Source organism: Pedobacter sp. AC212 (assembly GCF_979258625.1).
This window is the reverse complement of the sequence record NZ_OZ409870.1, coordinates 5024684-5043580: the sequence shown is the minus strand read 5'-3', so window position 1 is coordinate 5043580 and position 18897 is coordinate 5024684. Positions and strand designations below refer to the sequence as shown.

Here is an 18897-nt window from a genome sequence, read left to right as displayed (position 1 = left end):
GAATTGACTAATTCTAAAAACAACCGAATGATCAAAATAAATAAATCTAATCACTAATGGAAAAAAGAGAATACACGCTTAATGAGCTTATACAGGAATCGGCAGAGAACCCAAATGAAAATGATTTTTTCGAATTGGAAAAGCCGGCAATGCTGGAAGTAAACTTAAAAAATCAAAAAATTATGGCCAAGGCGGGCTCAATGGTAGCCTATATTGGGAATGTAGATTTTAAACGCGAAGGTTTGTTAAGTAAAGGCCTTGGTGGATTGCTAAAGAAAGCCATTTCTGGAGAAGGTACATCATTGATGCATGCCGCAGGTACAGGTAAACTTTATTTGGCCGACGAAGGTAAAAAAGTGAAGATCATTAAACTTCAGAACGAGTCGATTTTCGTAAATGGCAACGATGTTTTAGCCTTGGAAGATACCATCAAAAATGAGATTAAAATGCTGAAAAGTGTGGCAGGCATGATGAGTGGAGGCCTTTTCCAAGTCAAATTATCTGGAAGTGGTTATATTGCAATTACCACCCATGGTGAACCAATTTTGTTGCGTGTAAGTGCTAATCAACCTGTATATACCGATCCGAATGCAACGGTAGCTTGGTCAGAAAATTTGTCACCTAATATTAAAACAAATTTAACTTTTGGTTCTTTTATCGGGAGGGGAAGTGGAGAATCGTTTCAACTGGAATTTTTTGGTGAAGGTTGGGTTTTGGTACAGCCTTATGAAGAAGTGAAGTACGCTCAAAAATCGTAAGTAATAAAAAATCCCGACAATTTTTGATTGCCGGGATTTATATATTTTTCACGAGGTTTACTTATACTCCACCCATTACAGCTAGTTTCTCCATAGTTGGGTTAACGCTTCCGCCCATTGGTTCAAGTGTTACAGCAAAAGCTTGAGCTTCTTGTATGGCTTGCATTTTCTGTAAAGCTTCTGTTGATGTAGAATCTGTTTTTCCAAATACGCCTAAGCTCACTGGCTTGCCATTTACTAATGCCCAAAGCTGATATTCGTGTTCAGCGTCGGCTTTTGGTAAATCCATAGCCACATAGTTAATCAATACACTTTTATCCTTTTTGTTCCAATAAACATTCATTTTAGATTTAGGACTAAAAGCCTGTCCAGCCATTCGAATGGTTGCCCATTCTTTACTGTCGTTCATGGCCACCATATTATCCAAACCTTTGTTCTCAAACTCAAGCTTACTCACTACCCCGGCAAATTTTTCTTTATCGAGATTTAAACTGGCTATTTGATCGTGAGCAGCATTTAATTTATTATAGGTGATGAAAAGTGCTCCAGTGCTAATAATCAATAAAGCAACACAAGCAACCAATGCAAAACGTAATGTTCTAACTTTACTATCACTGTTATCCAATCTAACTACCTTGGCTTCTTCAGTGTAGGCTGGGGTAGTAGATATTGCTTCTACATCTTCACTTTTTCCTAATCCTAATTTCTCAAATAGTTTGGTTTCTATATCTGCAGATGGCGCTACAGCATTTTCCATAGCATAATTTTCCATGGCAATCTCAATGGCGGTTAATTCACTTTTAACCTCAGGGTATTGAGTTGCCATTTCCTCTACCTGTAACGCTTCCTCAGACGATAAATCACCTAAAACGTACAATTCAAGTACTCCAGATTCGATATATGCTTTTAAATTTTCCACGTTCAATTAAAACTCCTTCTCAATTCTATAATAGCCAGGCGAATACGGGTTTTCACCGTACCTAATGGCAAATTTAACTTTTCTGCGGCTTCCACATGCGTGTAACCTTTATAATAAACTAAATTGAGAACTGCTTGTAAGTCTGGTTTCAGGTTCTCTACAAGTTGCTTTACTCCAAGTACGTCTGGGTTAAAAGTCACCTTGTTTTGCTCATCAACGAAACTTACGTTATTTTCTATATCTTGGTTTTTAAGTGAATTCTTAAAGTCTTTAGAACGGAGTTTATCAATAGATAAATTCCTGGCAATATTCATCATCCAGGTAAACAAACGTCCTTTGGTATTGTCGTAGTGTGCTGCAGATTGCCATATCTTCACAAAAGTTTCTTGTAAAACATCTTCCGCTAACTCAGTATGGATAATAATACGTGAAATAACGCCGTAAAGTGCAGAGGAGTACATGCTATACAAGGTCTTCAACACCGCAGGATCTTTCGATTGCAGGGCGAGAACAAGTTCAGGCTCGGTTAGGGTTAATTTTTTATATGCAGTCACTATTGGTTACTAAGATACAATACAGAACAGCAAAACCAAAAAAATGTTTTTATAATTTATTCCCGCAAGGAATGCTATTTTGGAAACATTTTTTAAGCCTGGCATAAACCGGATACTAGGCGATTCCTTCAATTGGGAAAAGATGTTTTTCGGCATGATAAGATGAACGTACCAATGGGCCGCTTTCTACATACTTTAAACCTTTGGCTAAACCAACTTCTTTATACATGGCAAAAGTATCAGGGTGAATCCAATCAACAACCGGGTGATGGTTGCGGGTTGGTTGCAAGTATTGACCCAGCGTTAAAATATGAACACCATTAGCAACTAAATCATCCATGGCTTCAAAGATGTCTTCCTCAGTTTCACCTAGCCCAAGCATAATGCCTGTTTTGGTTCTTAAACCGAATTCTGAAATCCGTTTCAGTGCTTCTAAACTTCTATCGTATTTCGCTTGAATACGCACTTGTCGCGTTAAGCGCTTTACCGTTTCCATATTGTGCGACACCACTTCAGGACGTTCTTCCAATACGCGGTATAAATTATCCCACTGGCCTTTAAAATCAGGAATTAATGTTTCTAGCGTTGTAATCGGGCTTTCCTTACGGATGGCCTGTAATGTTTCTGCCCAGATAATTGAGCCCCCATCTTTTAAATCATCGCGATCTACTGATGTGATAACGCAATGTTTTACGCCCATTAGCTTTACGGAATTGGCCACACGGTTAGGTTCATCAACATCAACCGCTAAAGGCCGGCCGGTTGCAACCGCACAAAACGAGCAGCTTCGGGTACAAATGTTACCTAAAATCATGAAAGTTGCTGTTCCAGCTCCCCAACACTCACCCATATTAGGGCAATTTCCGCTTTCGCAAATGGTGTGCAACTTATGTGTATCTACCAAACTGCGAACTTGTGCATATTCTTTTCCAACAGGCAATTTTACACGCAACCAATCGGGTTTACGTTTAACTTCAGTTACAGCAGGTACTACCGGTAAATCAATCATATCGCAAAGTTAAGGATTAGGATTGAAATGTTGTAATATCGAAATGTTGTTCTGTTGTAATGTTTGGTTGCAAGCGGAGCAATTCATGAAACGTTATCTACTGATATTTAAATTTTGGAATTCATTACTTGAAACGCCCTTTCAAAATTGCTTTACCATAACGACTTTGCCTTATCCAGTAACTCGCTTCCCTTTTTAGTAATTTCCTTTTTACTATTTTCAATGGTAGAGGGTTGAGTATATTGGCTTACCGCGTTTGACATATCTTTGAATTTGTTAATGCTTGCGAAGATTTCCTTTGTGTGTGGAACATTGTTTTCTCTCATCACTTTCTCCCAATCAATTTTCGCTAATACTGAAATCATATACTTTGAAGCCAGCCTGGCCATAAATGCTTTGTCGTAAACTCCTTTCAACGCAGCATCCGGCTCACGATCTTTAACATAATCGATGGTTTTTTGGATGGCCTCACGTTCACTGTCAGAAAATAGAGGACTGGTTTTTAATTTTTCTAAAGCCGGAATCGCTTTCTCCGGCTTTTCTCTTTTCAAATTCAGATAAGCATCCACCAACCAAACTAATTCGGTTTCTAAGCCAAGCTTGTTCATATCCTTAACAAAAGAGTCAAAATCTTCCAAAGATCTTTCTTCATCAACTTTTCTTTCCATTCGCATTCTATCAAACCCTCTGAAAAGGTAATTCATGCCATGGAAAGCGGTATGTGCTTGTGCATCGCTCAAATTTCTCCAGCCAAAAAAAGCTTTAGTATAAGGCATGGGAATACTTTCATTTTTATCGAGCCATTTAATATTGCGGGATAAACCGTCTTCGGATAAGTAATAAAGGTTGTTGCCGAAGAAAAGGAAGCCTCTAACAAACTCCAACAGCGTTTTAATCTCCGAATCATCCAAAAGCTCTGGTTGTGTTTTTGAACATTCATATAAGGCAAACGGCTGACCTAAGTCTCTTGTGGTTAAAACCGCCATGCTTAGAATCGCGTGTTCGATATTCTGAACACGTGTTTTCTCTTTGGGATCAACAGTATTCATGTCAACTTTTGGTGCTCCATACATTACGTTAAAACCTTGTACTAGGCTAGGAAACACATCCTCGTCGGTATTTTTGACTAATTTTTTTACTTTACGATAATCATTATAAAGTCGCAGTGCCTCCATCACAGAGATACTTTTTTTATTAGTATCGAGCTGATCCATCGTTTTTAAGATGTTTCGGGTTTGTGATGAAAACTTTTGGTATTCCACCATATTGGTATCGAGTACGGCATTTGAACGCACCGCTATTTTGGCAAACTTGTAAAACACGATCTTGTCGTAATTAATATTTTCCTCAAGCTTTTCTTTATCCAATTGAAGTAAAACCTCGTCGGTTTTTTCTCCGGAACAGCCGGCAAATACAATGATGCAAATCAGTAGAATTAAATTTTTCATCTTAAACATTCCGTTAAAAGAAGCAAACGCTTCAACTAAATAAAAATATACTTTTGAAGTGGGATGTTTTTTTCGGATGACTATTCGCCTACAATATCTAAATTTCTGCTGCATTTATTTTATTATTCGTGTGTAATAGATGCAGAACCCATTGTTTGATGAGCAAAAACAAATCAATTGTTTATCGGGTTATGATTTCTAATATAATCCTAATGAAGATTTAATAATTTAGCTATAAAAATTAACGTTTTCAATTTAATTATGCTAATTAATGCTACCGGTTTCAAATAAAAATACATTTTTTAGCAATTTTTTAGTTTTCATATGCGAAAATTCGTTTCATGTTTAAAATGATCCTAAATTTGTAACTCCTTTAAAATAAGATGACAAAAAAGATAAAGACAGTTGGTAAAACTGACGCAGATGTGATTTTAATTGGCGCTGGAATTATGAGCGCAACACTTGGTGTTTTATTAAAAGAATTAGAACCCAATTTAAGTATTGAAATATATGAAAGATTGGATATTGCAGCAGCAGAGAGCTCTGATGCATGGAATAATGCCGGTACCGGACATTCTGCTTTTTGCGAACTAAATTATACGCCTGAAAAAAAAGATGGAACGGTTGAAACTAAAAAGGCGGTTCAAATTGCCGAGCATTTTGAGGTTTCAAAACAATTCTGGTCTTATCTTATCGAAAAAGGATTAATCTCCAACCCCGAGAATTTTATCCGGAAAATTCCACACATGAGTTTTGTATGGGGCAAAAAGAATGTAGATTATTTAAAGAAACGCTACGACGCTTTGCAGCAATGTGATTTGTTTAGCGACATGGAATATACCGAAGATCCGGAAGTAGTGAAAAATTGGGCACCATTAATTATGGATGGCCGTAAAAAGACTGATAAAATTGCTGCCACAAAAATGGATTTAGGTACCGACGTTAATTTCGGTTCGCTAACCCGCGACATGTTTAATCATCTTAAAGAGCAACCTAATGTAAGTCTTTATTTTAATCATGAGATTCGTGATTTGCAGAAGAACAAAGAAGGTAACTGGGTTATAAAAGTTAAAGATTTAGAGACAAAAGAGAAACGCAAACGCGTTGCTAAATTTGTTTTCATTGGCGCTGGTGGTGGTTCGTTGCCATTGCTCGAAAAATCTGATATCCCGGAAGGAAAAGGTTTTGGTGGTTTCCCAGTAAGTGGCCAATGGTTAAAATGTACTAACGAAGAAATCATTAAACAACATCATGCTAAAGTGTATGGTAAAGCCGCAGTTGGCGCTCCGCCAATGTCGGTACCACATTTAGATACCAGGATGATTAACGGTAAACAGGCCTTGTTGTTCGGTCCTTACGCTGGGTTTTCTACCAAATTTTTAAAAAATGGATCGTTTTTAGATTTACCAAAATCGATCAAATTCAATAATATCCGCCCGATGTTATCTGCAGGTTTGCACAACCTCGATTTAACTAAATATTTAATTGAACAGGTAAGGCAATCGCCAGAAGATAGATTGGAAGCACTAAAGGAATATTTACCTACTGCCCAATTGAAAGATTGGGAACTGGAATATGCTGGCCAACGTGTTCAGGTAATTAAAAAAGATGAAAAACAAGGTGGAATTTTAGAGTTTGGTACTGAAGTAGTAAGTGCTGGCGATGGCTCCATAGCAGCATTACTGGGCGCTTCTCCAGGAGCATCAACAGCGGTATCAATCATGATTGAATTACTGAGTCGTTGTTTCAAAGACGATTTGGCAACTGATGAATGGCAGGCTAAAATGAAAGAAATGATCCCTACTTTCGGTAAAGAACTAGCTAACAATCCTCAACTTTGCAAAGAAACCAGAGCGAGAACATCAAGAGTTTTAGAAATAGAAAAAGCCTAGAAAGTTTGTCATCCTTTCCAAATTGGAAATGAGACATTTTTAAGATATGAAACAATAAAAAAGGGGCGCAAATTTAAAATTTGCGCCCCTTTTTGCTGAATATTTTTTGGCTATGCTGCAACAATTACTTCAGCCACTTCTTCTGCAGAGATATCGCTATGTGATGCTTCCAAAACACAATCTCCATCTTTAATTAATAAAATTTGTGGCGATTGGTGTGTAACCTGAAAAACATGGGCAACCTCAGCAGAAATTTCCCGGTAGGCAATTAAATCCAGAAAATAAAGTTTGGTATCTTCCGGAATCACATCCCAGCTAAATTCAAAATTTCTTTTGGCCATCGAACTAATTGAGCAACGTGTACTGTGCTTAAAAATAAGGCTGTATCCGCTTGCTGATTTTATTTCATTAAGCTGATCTATCGAAGTTAAGTTAACCCAAGTCATAATAATATTGTTTTATACGTAAACACATGCAGCTAAATAAAGTTCTGCAGATGACTGTAAAATGAAATTCTAATGTTTTAAACTTAGTTTCTTCTGCGTTTACCTTCAGGGTAAGAGCTGTAAGCAGGACAAAGTTTTGAAGAGCATGACTCTAAAATGGTAATGGTGCAAAACACCGCCAATAATAAGATGGCAACTTTTTTCATTAGATTGGGGATTAAAGCGCTAAGGTACAAATAGTTTATTAAAACACAATTTTAAATATTGGCAGAAAAGTCGGCCATTTTAATTGCGGTGATAGCCGCTTCATCGCCTTTATTACCATGTTTGCCTCCAGCACGATCTTGTGCCTGCTCCAAATTATTGGTAGTTAAAACACCAAAAATAACAGGTTTACTATATTTAATGCCCACATTAGTTACGCCCTGTGCAACAGCATCGCAAATAAAATCGAAATGTTTTGTATCCCCTTGAATTACACAACCCAAGCAAATCACGGCATCAATATCGCTTCTTTTGCTTAGCAAAATTTCCGCTCCACCAGTTAATTCAAAACTCCCAGGCACTGGTAACGAAACAATATTTTCTTCGGCTACGCCATTTTCTAACAAAGTTTTTAATGCACCATTGTACAAAGCGCCAGTAATTTCGGCATTCCACTCGGCAACAATGATTCCAAATTTATAGTTCGCTCCATTCGGAACCGTGGTATGAGAGAAATCAGAAAGGTTTTTTAGTTGTGTAGACATGTGGCAAATATAATGCTAAGCGTTTAATGTTGAAAGGGCTTACTGTTTAAATGTTGTAACTTTAATTTAAGTCGGTTTGATTTTGCACCTCCGTTTTCCAGGAGTTAAATAGATCATTTCGGATCAGAAAAAAATATTTTGATTGATTTGGAAAGCAAAACCAGTATTTCAATTAAATGTTAGTCCCGCTCTCCGTTTTACTCACCCGATAAGAAGAATCGGGTTTCGTGTTCACTGCGATCAGGTTTAAAATGCTTAATGCTTTGCTACTATTTAAGCCTTCGAAAGCAAACTGCCAAAGTTTAGCTTAATATTTTCAATTGATTGTTCAAAATTCTCTTTACGCTTTTCGGCGAAACTTAGTAAAGTGAGAAGTACAAAATTGTTTAGTTTAGTAACTCATCAGATATATGTTATAAATAATTTGTGGAATCCATTTTAATATTCCATCTAAAGTTTAAAACCCCGGTTATGAAAAAAACGCTACCAATCTTATTGCTAATCATTTCTTTTTGCTTTTCTTCCTCATCCGTTTTTTCTCAAAAGAAGCAAACTTACTATCAGTCAGCTTTTAAAACTATAGATTCTCTCGCTCTCGCAACAAAGCCGAAGGAAGCTATTCCAATCTTAAATAAGTTAATCGAAAAAGCCCGTAAAGAACAAAAAACAACTGTCATCATTAAGGCAACCATGTATCGAATGTTATTTCAGGGTTACCTGGAAGAAAATGCTTTTTCAAAAATAAATAAAGAATTACAACAAGATATTCTTACTGCCCGCCAACCCGCCAAAAGTATTTTACAATCATTACTAGCCGAAAGTTATTGGAAATATTACGATCAGAATCGATTCCAGTTGCTTAATCGCACCAATGTCCAATTAAATCTGAGCGATGATATTAAAACCTGGCCAGCCAGTAAATTTTTAGAAGAAACTGCTAAAAATTATTTAGCATCAATTGCAGAAACTAAAATTTTGCAAAACACAAAAATTGATAGTCTGAGCGAAATGATGATTGGCAATGAACAAAATAGGTTTTTAAGGCCAACACTTTATGATTTGCTAGCACATAGAGCTATAGATGTTTTGATAAATACACAGATAGAAATTACCAAAGATGATGATGCAAGCGATTTTAATGATGTGAAATGGTTTGATGATGATAAGGCATTTTTAAAAATTGAGCTTCCGACTAAAGATTCGACTTCATTCTCATCAATGGCATTAGCCATTTTTCAGAAACTTATCCGCAGCCATCAAGAAAGTAAGAATATCGGTGCTTTAGTTGATGTGGATCTTAAACGGTTAAATTACGTTTATTCCAGAAGCACCCGCGAAGATAAAATGGCGCTTTATAGTGCAGCGATCCAAAAACTTGCCAATTTCTCCAGATCCTCAGAACTGTATGCCGATGTGCTTTTTGAACTTGCCTCGAAAAAATACGAGATGCGAAATCTGCAAACTCCAAAACAGGATATAGATTTAAAGGAATTACTGGCAATAGGCAACCTGGCTATCGAAGCCTACCCGAAAAGTATTGGTGCCAAAAACTTTGAAAAGTTAATTGCTGACATAAAAAGTAAAATGTTGGAAATTAAGATGAATCAATTTTTAATGCCAGGAAAACCAGCACAAATACGTTTTAGGTATAAAAATACGAATGCAATATCATTACAGCTTTTTAAGGTAAGCAGAATTACCAACCGTTTTCACCTTGGCAATCTGGAAGATTATGAGAAATTTATCGCTATAAATAAAATCCAAAAAGAATGGATGGTTAGCCTGCCTGAAACTGATGATTATAAAGAGCATACCTTAATAGACAAATTGGATGGTTTGGATAAAGGGCAATATATTATCATCGCCAATACTACCGGCAATAACGCGGTATTTAACTACCTAACCTTTCAAGTTACAGATCTGGCTGTAACCAATCGCATCACAGAAATCCTTAATCATCAATATTTTGTTTCCAATAGCTCCACGGGAGAGGCTGTAGTAAATGCAACTATAAATGAGGAAAATAATGAATATGAGGATGGAAAATATGTATATAAACCCAGGGGAACTTTAAACACAGATAAAAATGGATTTGCAGAGAGTTCGCTAAATGCATCGGTAAACCGTATTGAAACCATCTATGGCAATGATACGGTTGTATTGGATATTAACCAGCGTTTTTATAAATACATGTCTGCAAAGTCGAAAGTGGTTTTATTTACCGATCGGCCAATTTACCGGCCCGGCCAAACCGTTTATTATAAAGGAATATATTTTGAATTTGAAGATGATAAGAACCGGATCTTAAAAGAATCAACTATCGAAATCACCTTTAGTGATGCCAACAGGAAGGAGATTGAAAAAAATTCGAAAATTACGAATGAGTTTGGCACTTTCCACGGTTCGTTTACTATCCCAATGGGTAAGTTAAACGGCAGGATGAGCATTAATACAGCTTATGGTAATGTTGATGTTCAGGTAGAGGAGTATAAGCGACCTACTTTCGAGGTTTCATTTAATCCATTGAATGAAAAATACAAGTTAAACGATTCGATACTTGTACAGGGAAAGGCAATTGGTTTTGCGGGTTATGCCGTTTCTGGCGCAAAAGTTAAGTATGTTATTACCAGAAATATCTTCTCGTCCAATGATCGCGTTTATGGTTACAGTCCGAGTAAGCAAATAGCTATTGGCACAACTGAAACGAAAGAAGGAGGTGTTTTTGACATTCGCTTTTTTGCTGCAGCAGAGAATACCAGCATTAATGCATATTCCTATCAAATCAATGTAGATATCACTGATTTGAATGGTGAAACAAGAAGCAAATCTCAGTTTATTAATGCTGGCAAAAGTGATGTTTTACTTAACGTAGATATACCAGAAAATATTTTTACTGTTAATTTTAAGGATAATTTAGCTTTCGAAATTACCAATTTAAATAAGGCGCCAATTAATGGCAAATTAACTGTAGAGTGGTACAAACTGGAATATCCGGGTAGAGTGGTTTATCCGAATACTTTAGGTAGAGCAGAAAGATACAACCTGAGCAGGGCCGAATTTGTTAAGCAATTTCCTTACGATGAATATGAGAATGATGGAACTCCTGAAAGTTGGCTGACAGGAAAAATCAGTTTTGTCCAGCATCAAAAAGTTGAACGGGGTGCTGGTAATTTAGAAATGAAGGGCGCTAAACTTCCTTCAGGATATTACAAGGTGAAGTTTAAAGCACTTAATGAGAATCTGGATTCCATCATTGTAGAAAAAATTGTACGAGTTTACGAAAGTGCAAGCGAGAAAATTTTACTGGCAAAAGAGTGGCTTGTAGCGGAGAAGACCATTGTGACACCCAGTGAATCGGCTGTTTTTAGGTTTGCCAGTATTTTGCCAAATGCCAGGGCTTACTATGAAGTGTATTATAAAGACCAGATTATAAAAAGAGTTTGGTTGAATTTAACCCATAAACAGGAAGTAATAAATATCAAGCCTGAAGCTCAATTTGTAGAAGGCTTCGCTGTTCAATTCACCTTAATTCAAAATGGTAGAATATCCCAATCTATGAATGTAATTACCATTGTAGATGAAAGTAAAGAGTTGGATATTAATTTTACAAGTTTCAGGGATAAACTACAGCCAGGTGAAAAGGATATATGGAAATTAAAAATCACTAATAAAAAGGGCGAAAAACAAATGGCTGAAATGGTGGTGTCTTTATATGATGCATCGTTGGATGATTTAAAAACCATGAGCTGGAATAAAATCGTTTCGCCTAAATACAACTACAATATTTACAGCTGGGGCTATAATCTCACTACGATACAAATGGGGAATGAGATTTGGCACAAAGACCGATATCGTGGTTATTACGACATCAGGAAGCGAGAATACGAAGCGATAAATTATTACGGATTCGATTTCAATAGCTACAATTTAAAATATAATTATACGCAATATTTGGCTGGAGTAGAGGCTAATAATCGAAAATCTAACAGCGAAGTGGCGACCAAAAAACTTGCTTCGTTTAAATTATCTGGTTTGGTGTATGGTATTGTAACCGATCAATATGGTTATGGCGTGCCAGGAGTTGCAGTAAGGGTTGGTAAAAAGGGATCAACCACTGATACCTATGGTATTTATAGTATTGATGCTAAAAGCGGAGATGAATTAACCGTAAGTTATATTGGGTATCACCGAGCAACAGCCGTAGTTAAAACAGCTAAAAGAATCGACTTTAAACTGGTAGAAGATAGACAAGGACTAAACGAGATTGTTGTTGCAGGCTACGGAGCCCAACAAAAGAAAAACGTAACAAATAGTGTATCCAATTTAAGGGAGGAGGTTGAAGTGTTGGCTGCGAGCGGCCCTGTAACAACCATCAAATTACGGGGAACAACCAGCGTGGCGTATGATCGGGCTGGAGCTCCAGCCCCTGAAATGCTGAGAGAGGCCATCGCTGTTGATGATAATAAAGTTTACGATTTTGTGAGCATTGAAGGCTACGATCCGAAGACGGATACCTACATCATTAATGGTAAACCTGTTAAAAAAGCTAAAGTTATTCCACGTACCAATTTTACTGAAACCGCTTTCTTTTATCCGCAGTTGAAAACCGATGAATCAGGGCAAATTGAAATAGAATTTACAATCCCACAATCTTTAACGCGATACAAAATGATGGGTTTTGCGCATACTAAAGATTTTAAAACCAAAACCATTATCAAAGAATTGGTTACGCAGAAAAAGCTTTCCATTTCGGCAAATGCACCACGTTTTTTTCGTGAAGGAGATACTATTTTGTTTAGCGCTAGGCTCAATAACCTATCTGGTAAACCGATTGGTGGTTTTGCAGTGTTAGATTTATCCGATGCCATCACCGGAAAAAAGATCTTGATTGTAAGCAATAAAGATGCGGTTCAGCAAAAATTTCAATTAGAAAATAACGGGAACCAGGCATTAAAATGGTCTCTGATCATTCCTCCAGGCATTGGAGCAATTACATATAAGCTTACTGCTCAATCAGAAAATTATGCTGATGGAGAGGAAATGACCATACCGGTTTTACCGAATTCTATGTTGGTAACAGAGAGTATGCCGATAAACGTACGTGGCGGTGTTAAAAAAACCTTCACTATGGATAAATTACTGCATGCCGGAGATTCGAAAACATTAAGAAACCAAGCCTTAACTTTTGAGTTTACTTCCAATCCGATTTGGTATGCGGTGCAGTCTCTACCATATCTAATGGAATATCCTTATGAATGTGCCGAGCAGACCTTCAGCAGGTTTTACGCCAACAGTTTTGCGACGGGCATCATCAATTCATCGCCCAAAATAAAAACGGTTTTCCAATCCTGGGAACAAATCAACAATGGCGAAGCTTTAGTATCTAATTTGGAGAAAAACTCAGCCTTAAAATCAATTTTATTGGAAGAAACGCCATGGGTGCGACAAGCTAATAATGAAACCGAGCGGAAGAAACGCTTAGCTACTTTGTTTGATTTAAACAGGATGACTTATGAGCTTAAAGCGAATTTTGAGAAACTGGAGAACATGCAGTTTAGCAGTGGTGCATTTCCATGGTTTACAGGAATGCAGGAAGATCGATACATCACGCAACACATTGCAATGGGTATCGGGCAACTGAAACACCTTAAATTGGTCGATGAAAAAGCTTTTCCAAAATTGAATCAGATGCTTTCGAAGGCTATCAGTTATTTGGATGGTAAATTGGTTGAAGATTATACTTTAGATCTTAAGCTTAAAAGACAAGGATTTAATTATTTAACTCTTCACTATTTATATGCCCGCAGTTATGCAAAGCAAAAAAATGATGATCCTAATTATATTAAATCGGTTAACTATTTCTTACAAATACTTAAATCGAAATGGAAATATTTAGATCCCTATCAGCAAGCACAGGCAGCCATAGTTCTCTATAGAAATGGGCGTGAAGCTGAGGCATTGGAAGTGATAGGTTTATTAAAGCAAACGGCACAGCATCATAATGAACTGGGTATGTATTGGGCAGATAATAGCAACGGATATTTTTGGTATCAAAGTGCCATTGAAACGCAAGCTTTGTTAATTGAAGCCTTCGATGAGGTGGCGAAAGATACGCACTCCGTGGAAGAAATGAAAATTTGGTTGCTAAAAAATAAGCAGACTAATGACTGGAAAACTACAAAAGCAACGGCTGCTGCAAGTTATGCTTTACTGATGCGGGGATACGATTTATTAAATGAATCAGCAGCACCGGAGGTTGTGATCGGCGGTAAATCATTCGCCGAAATGGACATTGCAGAACCGGAAAAAGAAGCGGGAACAGGCTATCAAAAAATAACCATTGCCGGGCAAAATGTTAAACCCGAAATGGCCAAGGTAGAAATTACAAATAACAATAAAAGTATGGCCTGGGGTGCATATTATTGGCAATATTTCGAGCAGTTGGATAAAATCACATCCGCCGAAACGGGGGTGAAAATAAATAAACAATTATTCCTCCAAAAACAAACCGATAAAGGAAATTTGCTTACCCCATTAACAAATTCAAATCAATTAGCTCCAGGCGATTTATTAAAAGTGAGGATTGAAATTTTTTGTGATAGAGATATGGAATATGTTCATCTAAAAGATATGCGGTCATCTGGTTTTGAGCCGGTTAATGTAATTTCTCAATTCAAATATCAGGATGGTTTAGGTTACTATGAAAGTACGAAAGATGCTTCAACAAATTTCTTTATCAGTTATTTACGCAAAGGAACTTATGTTTTTGAATACCCACTCAGGGTTACGCATGCCGGCAACTTTTCTAACGGAATTACGACGTTACAAAGCATGTATGCGCCAGAATTCACTACGCATTCTGCAGGGATTAGGGTAACAGTTAAACCTTAACTACAGCAATTGAATACCGGTGTAAGTTGCCCCAATCGGAATAATTTTTTCTCCTATCCAAATTTGGCTGCGGTCAAATTTGGATATTTTGTTTTTAGCTACAATGAATGCCCGATGGCAACGGATGAAATCAGTTTTAGGAAGTAGTTCTGCCAAATCATTAATGGTAATCCTTGAACTCAAAAGCTTGTCTTTTAATTGAATCTGGGTGTAATTTCCTGAAGCTTCCACATACAGGATTTCATCTAGTTCAACTTTAATTTGTTCATAACCATCCTTCACAAAAATATATTCATTTTTTGCTTCCTGTTTCTGTCCACGCAGATTATATAATTCATGTGCCTTGTTGCAGGCCTTTAAAAATCTCGAAAGAGAAAAAGGTTTTAACAAATAATCAACAGCATCAAGTTCAAAACTCTGGACCGCATGTTCTGTATAGGCAGTTGTAAAAATAACCATCGGCGGATTGCTCAAGCTCTTCAAAAAATCTATTCCGCTGATGTCGGGCATTTTAATATCCAGAAAAATTAAATCAATTTTGTTGTTTTGGAGATATCCAATTGCCGCAAAAGCATCAGTAAAAGTTTGCTGTAATTCTACAAAAGGAACTTTTGATGCATGGGAGCTTATAATCTCAAGTGCAATGGGTTCATCATCTATAGCAATAGCAATCATAGTTTTTGCGTTTGTCAGGCAGAGCGTAGTCGAAGCCTAATGTTTTTGGTAGTTTTTATGGCTGCTCATATTTTTGCAAAGGGATAATTCTTTTAATTGTTCCCAATTTGAACTAATGAGCGCTTCCTTCTTTGTTCTTGACCAGCCTTTTATTCGTTTTTCAAAAGCTATTGCGTCGTTTATATCCTTAAAATGTTCGCAAAATACTAAAATTAATGATCTTCTTTTTGCAGTATAACTTCAGGATTGATTGCATTTTCGTGTTCGTAGAGTCTTCGGTCGACATCGTTAGTAACGCCAGTGTAATACGATTTGTCAGAACAAGCTAAAATATATACGGTGTATTGCTCCACTTTTAGAGTTGTTTGGTAATGAAGATACAAAACCTTTTTTAAAATAAAGATTGCTATTGTTTCTGTTTGTTGATGTAAGAAAAGGCGCTTCGACTACGCTCAGCGTGACCTCCGTACGAAAAAACAAATCAAAACATATTTTAGATTTAACCTTTAACTCATCCTGAGCATAGTCGTTGTCATCCTGAGCGTAGTCGAAGGATCAATCCAAGTCCAAAGTCAAATGCACAAAGAACTCATTTGCACTTTCGCGGATAATTAATTCGTGTTTTTCTGGATACAGCAAACCCAGTCGTTGTTTAACATTTTCTAAACCGATGCCACTTTTCAATTTTTCCGGATCGTTGTCTGCTTTGATGTAAATGCTGTTGCTCACATCAAAAAACAAAGTTTTCTCTTTGGTTTGCAAAGTCATTTTGATATATGATGGTTGCTGTAAACTAATGCCGTGTTTAAAAGCATTCTCGATAAATGGAATTAATAACATCGGTGTAATCTGCAAACTATTCAATTGCTCTTCAATATGCGCTTCAATTCTTATGTCGCCAGAACGCGATGTTCTGAGTTTTTGCAAATCGATGTAGTTGTTCAGGTATTCAACTTCCCTCGTCAATGAAATTTTATCTTGTGTATTTTCATGCAACATAAACCGCATCATGTCGCCCAGTTTCTGAATGCCTTCACCCGTTCTTTCTGCATTTTCTTGCAGTGCGGTACCAAATAGTGTATTTAAGGCATTAAATAAAAAGTGTGGGTTAATCTGCGATTTGAGAAAATTTAAACTTGCATCCGATTTTCCTAGCTCAGTTTTGAGCATTTGGATTTCCGTTTGTTTCTCAAATTTATGTTTATAAATGTACCATGCCAATGGCGTAGTAATGCATACAAGACTAATAGAAGTAAAAATTAGTGCTATAGGTAATGCATCGCCATTTCTCATGAAGGCTGCAAGCATGATCAAGAGTAATAAAACGATTAGTATGGAAAGAAAAACATTCCCCCAAAAATACCGGCCAAATCTTTTTCCCTTTTTCCGGAGGCCTGGAATGATCTCATAAATTGAATAGAAGGCCAATAAGATATTTGCCGGTGGAGCAATTAACCAGATCACCACAAATTCATAATCACGTGTTGGAGAAAAAATAACCGCAAACACCATTAGCGTAATTAGCCATATTTTAGCCGATGTGAAAATTTCCAGCAGAATATCTGTCTTGAAACGTTTCAAAAATGGAATCTTCTCCAACAATGATATTCCTCTCTCGTTGAAATAAGCATAGATGTTGAACAGTAAATAGAGTAAAAAAATATAGGTGAAAGCTTCTCCAAATAAAATAGCGTAAGCATGATTAATATCGGCCTCTTCAATCAATCGATCGGCTTGAGAATAGGTATTGGCAACCATCCAGATGATTACGGAAACTCCGGTGACCATTATAGTAAGAATGATATTTAAAACTACATTGTTCTTTCTCGCAAGCTGTGGCATAAAGCAAAAATTAATCAGTAAGAAGCTGATATAAAGAATACTTATTTTAAAAATTTCTGGCAAGAAGAAATTAGTTAATCTACTGTATTCTAAATGATTTTCGATAAAACGATAAGCGTTTGCGGTGCCATAACTCGTAGAAGTACAAATGCCAATGAGTGCCAGAACGTAAAGTGCTGTCGAAATCCAAAATTCCAGTTGATTGATGCTTTTAGTTTTCATTGTCGGGTCTTCGCCAGAAAGAATAATCATAATGTGTTGTAGTTTATACCACAATGTTACTAACTCTTCTCACTTCAGTTTTTTAAAATGTGATGGATGGTGGTAAAAATGTGATGAACTATTTACGTTGTACGTTTTACGTGAAAAGTTATATGTAATACGTTTTAAGCTGGGCAATTTGGCTTTTAAATCTAAAACTTATTACGTACAACTTACAACACTTTATTATCTTCGGCGTTCCAACTTCACTTAAAATTTAGAACACAAATGATTGTTTACGGAATCCCAAATTGTAATACAGTAAAAAAATCACTCGATTGGTTAAAAGCTCATCAAATTGATTTTGAATTTCATGATTTCAAAAAGAAAGGAATCACTGCCGAAAAGCTAAACGATTGGAGCAATGCTTTTGGTTGGGAAACGGTGTTAAATAGAAAAGGATTAACCTGGAAAAAATTGTCGAAAGAAGAACAAACTGCGATTGATACGCAAGATAAGGCGATCGCCTATCTGATAGAAAATACCAGCGCAATTAAACGGCCGATTATAGAGAAAGACGGTAAAGCAATATTAATTTCTTTTGATGAGGATCGCTATGCTCAAACACTTGGCTGATCCAGTTGTTATAGTCTTAAAGTTTGTTAAATACAGCTTTGAAACATTTTAATACTTACTTTTGATTTATGTATAAGCTGATTATTTTTCTTTTAATTGCCCTTCCTGTTGGTGTTTTTGCGCAAACAGTTACCACTGGTACTGTATTCGATTACAATAAAAAATCGCTCACGTTACCAGGTGTCTCTGTCAGAAATTTAAATAGCAAAAAAGTAACCACTACCTCAAGTACGGGTAAGTACACTATCCCTGCTTCTGTAGGAGATTTGATTGAGTTTTCTGCCGTGGGTTACCATACCGATACGCTTTACTTAACCAGCTTATTGAATAGAAGCATTTATCTTCCGGTAAAATCGACCAGCCTAATGGATATTGATGTAAAAGGGGTGAGAATGAATAGCCAGATTACAGATGCAAAAGACCCATTGGCAGAAAAATATACGCTACTTAATACCGGCGGTAATTTAGGTAGAAAGCGCATGAAAGATAAAGTTGGCGGCTTAAACCTGAATCTTGGTTACGGAAAATACAAGCGGGAGCAAAGAAAAGAAGCTGAGCTAGAAGAAAAAGAAATGTACCAGGAAGAAATTGACGCTGGTTTTAGTGAGAAAACAATTACCGATTTAACAAAGCTTCAAGGCGAAGATCTCAAACACTTTATGATCATTTATAGGCCGTCAATAGAGTCGGTTAAAGCAGAACGACCTTTCAGATATGATTATCATATCTCTAAAGCCTTTGTTGCTTGGCAAAAATTAACTCCTCAACAAAGAAAACTACAAGATTTGCCGAAGTTAAAGCCAAATTAGTTCGATAATACTTTCATGTATCAATATTATAACCACATATAGCGCTATATGTGGTTATTTTTTATCTT

15 protein-coding genes are annotated in these 18897 nt (G+C 36.7%); 5 read left to right on the top strand and 10 right to left on the bottom strand.

Going from position 1 to position 18897, the window contains the following annotated elements:
- Nucleotides 1-56: 56 nt before the first annotated feature.
- Nucleotides 57-758: an AIM24 family protein gene (locus ACZZZC_RS21740; RefSeq protein ID WP_463483979.1), complete on the top strand. Its 702-nt coding sequence runs from the start codon at nt 57-59 to the stop codon at nt 756-758.
- A gap of 61 nt (nt 759-819) precedes the next feature.
- Here the strand turns inward: ACZZZC_RS21740 and ACZZZC_RS21735 are convergent, their stop codons facing one another.
- The 4 genes from ACZZZC_RS21735 to ACZZZC_RS21720 all read right to left on the bottom strand — a co-directional run bounded on the left by ACZZZC_RS21735 (nt 820) and on the right by ACZZZC_RS21720 (nt 4688).
- The gene (locus ACZZZC_RS21735) at nt 820-1677 is read right to left on the bottom strand and encodes an anti-sigma factor (protein WP_463483978.1); all 858 of its coding nucleotides are present in this window, start codon (nt 1675-1677) and stop codon (nt 820-822) included.
- Between the two features lie 2 nt (nt 1678-1679).
- A complete protein-coding gene (locus ACZZZC_RS21730) occupies nt 1680-2231 on the bottom strand; it encodes an RNA polymerase sigma factor (RefSeq protein ID WP_463483977.1) in 552 nt (183 codons plus the stop codon).
- Nucleotides 2232-2346: 115 nt separating this feature from the next.
- On the bottom strand, nt 2347-3240 hold the full coding sequence (lipA, locus tag ACZZZC_RS21725; RefSeq protein WP_463483976.1) for a lipoyl synthase: 894 nt from the start codon (nt 3238-3240) through the stop codon (nt 2347-2349).
- A gap of 152 nt (nt 3241-3392) precedes the next feature.
- The gene (locus tag ACZZZC_RS21720; RefSeq protein ID WP_463488106.1) at nt 3393-4688 is read right to left on the bottom strand and encodes a hypothetical protein; all 1296 of its coding nucleotides are present in this window, start codon (nt 4686-4688) and stop codon (nt 3393-3395) included.
- A 383-nt stretch (nt 4689-5071) separates the two neighbouring features.
- Here ACZZZC_RS21720 and ACZZZC_RS21715 point away from each other — a divergent pair, with 383 nt between their 5' ends.
- Nucleotides 5072-6580, top strand: a complete 1509-nt coding sequence (locus ACZZZC_RS21715) for a malate:quinone oxidoreductase (RefSeq protein WP_463488105.1) — start codon at nt 5072-5074, stop codon at nt 6578-6580.
- A 110-nt stretch (nt 6581-6690) separates the two neighbouring features.
- On the opposite strand, the gene ytxJ is transcribed toward ACZZZC_RS21715, so the two are convergent.
- The 3 genes from ytxJ to ribH all read right to left on the bottom strand — a co-directional run bounded on the left by ytxJ (nt 6691) and on the right by ribH (nt 7775).
- Nucleotides 6691-7026: a bacillithiol system redox-active protein YtxJ gene (gene ytxJ / locus ACZZZC_RS21710; protein ID WP_463488104.1), complete on the bottom strand. Its 336-nt coding sequence runs from the start codon at nt 7024-7026 to the stop codon at nt 6691-6693.
- 83 nt (nt 7027-7109) lie between these two features.
- Nucleotides 7110-7232 carry a hypothetical protein gene (locus tag ACZZZC_RS21705; RefSeq protein ID WP_255352363.1) on the bottom strand — a complete coding sequence of 41 codons (123 nt, stop codon included), beginning with the start codon at nt 7230-7232 and terminating at the stop codon, nt 7110-7112.
- A gap of 51 nt (nt 7233-7283) precedes the next feature.
- Nucleotides 7284-7775 carry a 6,7-dimethyl-8-ribityllumazine synthase gene (ribH, locus tag ACZZZC_RS21700; RefSeq protein ID WP_463483973.1) on the bottom strand — a complete coding sequence of 164 codons (492 nt, stop codon included), beginning with the start codon at nt 7773-7775 and terminating at the stop codon, nt 7284-7286.
- Between the two features lie 471 nt (nt 7776-8246).
- Here ribH and ACZZZC_RS21695 point away from each other — a divergent pair, with 471 nt between their 5' ends.
- A complete protein-coding gene (locus ACZZZC_RS21695) occupies nt 8247-14666 on the top strand; it encodes an alpha-2-macroglobulin family protein (protein WP_463488103.1) in 6420 nt (2139 codons plus the stop codon).
- Here ACZZZC_RS21695 and ACZZZC_RS21690 read toward each other — a convergent pair whose 3' ends face one another.
- From ACZZZC_RS21690 to ACZZZC_RS21680, 3 genes are all read right to left on the bottom strand, one after another.
- On the bottom strand, nt 14667-15341 hold the full coding sequence (locus ACZZZC_RS21690) for a LytR/AlgR family response regulator transcription factor (protein WP_463488102.1): 675 nt from the start codon (nt 15339-15341) through the stop codon (nt 14667-14669).
- A 212-nt stretch (nt 15342-15553) separates the two neighbouring features.
- Nucleotides 15554-15694 (bottom strand): GIY-YIG nuclease family protein, encoded by a 141-nt coding sequence (locus ACZZZC_RS21685; protein ID WP_463488101.1) that lies wholly within the window; start codon nt 15692-15694, stop codon nt 15554-15556.
- A gap of 202 nt (nt 15695-15896) precedes the next feature.
- Nucleotides 15897-17435, bottom strand: a complete 1539-nt coding sequence (locus ACZZZC_RS21680) for a sensor histidine kinase (protein ID WP_463488100.1) — start codon at nt 17433-17435, stop codon at nt 15897-15899.
- 237 nt (nt 17436-17672) lie between these two features.
- Between ACZZZC_RS21680 and ACZZZC_RS21675 the strand changes: the two genes are divergently transcribed.
- Both ACZZZC_RS21675 and ACZZZC_RS21670 read left to right on the top strand, forming a co-directional pair.
- Nucleotides 17673-18020 (top strand): Spx/MgsR family RNA polymerase-binding regulatory protein, encoded by a 348-nt coding sequence (locus ACZZZC_RS21675; RefSeq protein ID WP_463483969.1) that lies wholly within the window; start codon nt 17673-17675, stop codon nt 18018-18020.
- A gap of 68 nt (nt 18021-18088) precedes the next feature.
- Complete coding sequence (locus ACZZZC_RS21670; RefSeq protein WP_463483968.1) at nt 18089-18829, top strand: peptidase associated/transthyretin-like domain-containing protein; 741 nt, start codon at nt 18089-18091, stop codon at nt 18827-18829.
- Nucleotides 18830-18897 lie beyond the last annotated feature (68 nt).